Origin of the sequence: Occallatibacter sp., assembly GCF_049802275.1 — a bacterium.
GTDB lineage: Bacteria > Acidobacteriota > Terriglobia > Terriglobales > Acidobacteriaceae > Telmatobacter.
Map to the genome: position 1 here is coordinate 1 of NZ_JBARMD010000680.1, position 3916 is coordinate 3916.

Genomic DNA, 3916 nt, shown 5'->3' on the forward strand with positions numbered 1-3916 from the left:
TTCTAGCTGCTAGCCTCTAGCTCAAAACACAAGGCCCGCCGATGACGGTGGGCCTTCATGGTTTATGGACTGCCTGAAAAAGCAACTGCAGTCATACATGTCGCGTTGCGCAATCCAAGACCATGAAAATCGGGTGGGATCGTGCTTTCCCACCCTTGCTGCGCAAGGATGGGGCACCCAGTTTTGATCGAGGCACGAGAATTTTCAGGGCAGATCCTTCGGCTGCGCTGCGCTTCGCTCAGGATGACAAGCCCATCTTTTGATGACAGCCGATTCTTTCAGGTTCATTCTCACCAGACGCGGCAAGGTTTTGCGCTGACCATCTTGTTATTGGGCTTGCAGCTGAAGCTCTTCGCGAACTCTGGTAGGTCTTGAAGTACGCTGTTTGTCCGGTACTCGTCGGGCGCGTGGGGATCGGTTTGCGCCTGGCTGCGGAGTTGTTCCGGGCGGGTCTGTGTGCACCACTGCTGCGCGTAGGCGATCCAGAAGCGCTGATCGGGCGTGTAGCCATCGGTTTTCGCACTCATGTCGAGATGCGCGGCCTCTGCCTTGTCTTCCCATGAGAGCCATGCGAGCCACAGGCCGCCGAGGTCGGCGAGATTCTCGCCGAGCGTGAGTTTGCCGTTCAGGTGCACGCCCGGAACTGCTTCAATGGCGTCGTACTGGTCGACCATGCACTGTGCTTTTTCCTTGAACTTAGCTTCGTCTTCCTTGGTCCACCAGTCTTTCAGGTTTCCGTCTTTATCGAACTGGCGGCCTTCGTCATCGAAGCCGTGCGTAAGTTCGTGGCCGATGGTCGAGCCCATGTCGCCATAGTTCGCGGCATCATCTTCCTTGTCGCTGAAGAAAGGCGGCTGGAAGTATCCGGCCGGGAAGTTCACGTTATTTTGCTGCGGGTTGTAGTAGGCGTTGACGGTTGGCGGTGACATGCCCCACTCGCTCTTGTCGACGGGCTTGCCGATTTTGGCAAGATCGCGATTGAAATTGAATACGCGCACGCGTTCCTGGTTGCCGAGTGCGTCGTCCCGCACGATGACAAGTTTCGAATAGTCGCGCCATTTGTCGGGATAGCCAATCTTATTCATTACGGTCTTTAGCTTTTCTTTGGCCTCTAGTTTAGTGGCGGGGCTCATCCAGTCGAGCGAGTCGATGTCTTTGCCCATCGCCTGTTCGATGGCGAGGGTCATTTCGAGGGCGTGCTGCTTTGCTTCCGGCGGGAAGTACTTGGCAACGTAGACCTGGCCGAGGGCCTCGCCCATTTCGCGATCGACGCGGGTGGTGCAGCGCTTCCAGCGTTCCTGCTGCTTTTCCGCGCCGTTCAGGATGTGCGCGTAGAAGTTCCACGACTCGGTCTCGAAGGCCTCGGGCATGCTGGTTCCGGCGTAGGAGTGAAGCAGGTGCCAGCGCAGGTAGGTGCGGATCTGGTCGAGCGGCGTGTCGGCTACGAGAGCGTTGAACTCAGCGAAGTACTTCGGCTCCATGTCGTTCGCTTTGCCTGCGGCGGGCGCGTGAGCGGCTTCAACGTAATCGTTGAGCGAGAAGTGAGTGAGCATCTTCGACATTGCCGCCACGTCGGTGGGGTGATTCAGATTCTGCGGGTCGCGCATTTCCGTGATGGTGAGCGATGCCTTGGCGAGGCGAGTTTCAATGGCCATCACGGTGGCGGCATCCTTGGCAGCTTGCGCTTCAGGCTCGCCGGCGAGCATGAACATATTACGGACGTGGTCCACATACTGTTTGCGCTGTTCTGCGGATTTGGCGTCGGTGCGGAAGTAGTAATCGCGTTCCGGCAAGCCTAGGCCGCCTCCGCCATAGAAGGAGATGACCTGGTTGGCATTGGCGAAGTCTTGGTCCGCGCCGAAGTCAAAAAAAGCGCCGACGCCAATGGTGTGCAGATGGGCGACCAGCACAGGCAAATCGCCGGCGGTTTGCAGTGCGGCGATACGGTCGAGCTCAGGCTTGATGGGCGTCAGGCCGAGCTTGTCGACGTTTGCCGTGTCCATGCAACTCGCATATTCGTCGCCGATTTTCTGCTCGTTGGGCGTGCGGTTCGGATCGGGCTTCGAGGCGTCTTCGAGAATTTGCTTCAGGTGCAGACGGTTCAGTTCATACAGCTCGGTGAAGCGGCCGTACGACGTCTGGTCCGGCGGCAGAGGATTGCGTTTGAACCAGCCATTGCAACTGTATTGGTAGAAGTTTTCGCAGGGGTTAACGGACTTGTCGATGAGGGAAGTATCGAAAACGCGGAGTTCGGGTGACGCAGGTGCGGACGATGTTGCGTTCTGGCTGAATGTGGGTGTGGCGGCAAGGAGTGCAATCAAAGCGAGGCCGGAAGGAGAGAGTACAGCGGCTAACCGTGACATGGCGAAACTCTAGCAGATTGGGGTGGGGTTGGTCGTCAATTGTGACCGGTACAATAGCAGATGGGCTAAAGCCTTTTTTTGGAGGAGCATCGAGTGGCGCAGCGCACGTTCAGCATTATCAAACCAGACGCGGTTAGCAAGGGATATGCGGGGGCCATTCTGGCCGAGATTGAGAAGGCCGGATTCAAGCTGATTTCGATTCGCAAGCAGACAATATCGAAGCGGCAGGCGCAGGGGTTCTATCATGTGCATGCGGCGCGGCCCTTTTTCAATGATCTGTGCGAATTCATGTCGTCGGGGCCTGCTTTACTGATGGTGCTGGAGAAGGACAACGCGATTGCGGATCTGCGCAAACTGATGGGCGCGACCAATCCCGCGAATGCTGAAGAGGGAACGATCCGCAAGAAGTTTGCAGAGTCGATCCAGGCTAACGCGATTCACGGCTCGGATGCGGACGAGACAGCGGCGTTTGAGATCGGATATTGGTTCGCGGGGTATGAGCTGATCTGAATCCAGTGATCAGTCGACAGTTGTCAGTGATCAGTTCGTAACGCCGGGCTTAATCAGCCGAAAAGGTTGTCGATCTTTTCGCGGAGCGCGGAGATTTCGCGCTTCAATTCAGCAACTGCAGCTTCCAATTGCGCAATGCGATCGTCCTGTTCGGGGGTGGTCGCTGCCACATTTTGAGCCGCGCCTGCAGTCGCAGGCAACGAGATCGACTCCACCGGACCCGAGAGCAGATGGGCGTAGCGCGCTTCCTTCGTGCCGGGCTGGCGTGGGAGCACAGCGACGAGTGAGGGCTCTCGCTCCGTCAGCTTTTGCAGACCGGCGAGCACGTCGCTGATCTCTTCAAAGCGATGCATGCGCTCGGTGCGGCCACGAAGTTCGCCCGGTGTCTGCGGGCCACGTAACAGCAAGACGCAAATCAGCGCGGTTTCAGCGCGGCTGAAGTTGAAAGCCTCGCCGAGCCAGTGCTCGTATTTTGTTACACGGCCATCGGCGGATCGGGCGCGGCCTGCGAGCCCTTTGTTTTCGAGGCCGTGGAGAGCCTGACGGGTGTCGTCCTCGTCGAGGTCCATCACCGGCTCGCGGTTCGAACGCTGATTGCTTGCGTTGATGAGCGCGTTCAGCGTGAGCGGATAGTAGTCGGGCGTATTGATTTCTTTTTCGACGAGTGCGCCAAGCACGCGGGCTTCGGCGGCGGAGAGCTTGATGGGCTCGGTAACCATGGGTCTATTGTGACATCTGGGTTCGCGTTATTTCCCGTTGTTGCGTCATGGTTGGAAAGAATTGTGAAGTGTCAGTTTCTTGCTTTCCCACCCATGCTCCGCATGGATGGGGCACCCAGGCTCTTCCTCGAGCCGACAAGACTACGCCGGTTCTTCTTCGGGCTTGCGGTTACGCGTCAGCAGGAAGTAAACAACCGGTGTGACAATGAGGCTCAGCACCATCGAAACCGCCAGTCCGCCGATGACGGCGATGGCCAGGGGTTGCAGCATCTGCGAGCCGGCGCCGAGAGCGAAAGCCAGCGGCAGCATGCCGCAGACAGCGGC

General features: G+C 58.0%; 4 protein-coding genes. 1 reads left to right on the forward strand and 3 read right to left on the reverse strand.

Features of this window, described 5'->3' with window-relative positions; all coding sequences use genetic code 11:
• Window positions 1-290: 290 nt before the first annotated feature.
• A complete protein-coding gene (locus WA354_RS22895; RefSeq protein ID WP_472815341.1) occupies window positions 291-2363 on the reverse strand; it encodes a M13 family metallopeptidase in 2073 nt (690 codons plus the stop codon).
• Window positions 2364-2456: 93 nt separating this feature from the next.
• Here WA354_RS22895 and ndk point away from each other — a divergent pair, with 93 nt between their 5' ends.
• The gene (gene ndk / locus WA354_RS22900; RefSeq protein WP_472815342.1) at window positions 2457-2873 is read left to right on the forward strand and encodes a nucleoside-diphosphate kinase; all 417 of its coding nucleotides are present in this window, start codon (window positions 2457-2459) and stop codon (window positions 2871-2873) included.
• Window positions 2874-2926: 53 nt separating this feature from the next.
• On the opposite strand, the gene WA354_RS22905 is transcribed toward ndk, so the two are convergent.
• On the reverse strand, window positions 2927-3592 hold the full coding sequence (locus WA354_RS22905) for a YceH family protein (protein ID WP_472815343.1): 666 nt from the start codon (window positions 3590-3592) through the stop codon (window positions 2927-2929).
• A 141-nt stretch (window positions 3593-3733) separates the two neighbouring features.
• Window positions 3734-3916, reverse strand: a 183-nt coding sequence (locus WA354_RS22910; RefSeq protein WP_472815344.1) for an efflux RND transporter permease subunit, incomplete at its 5' end; no start/stop codon positions are given.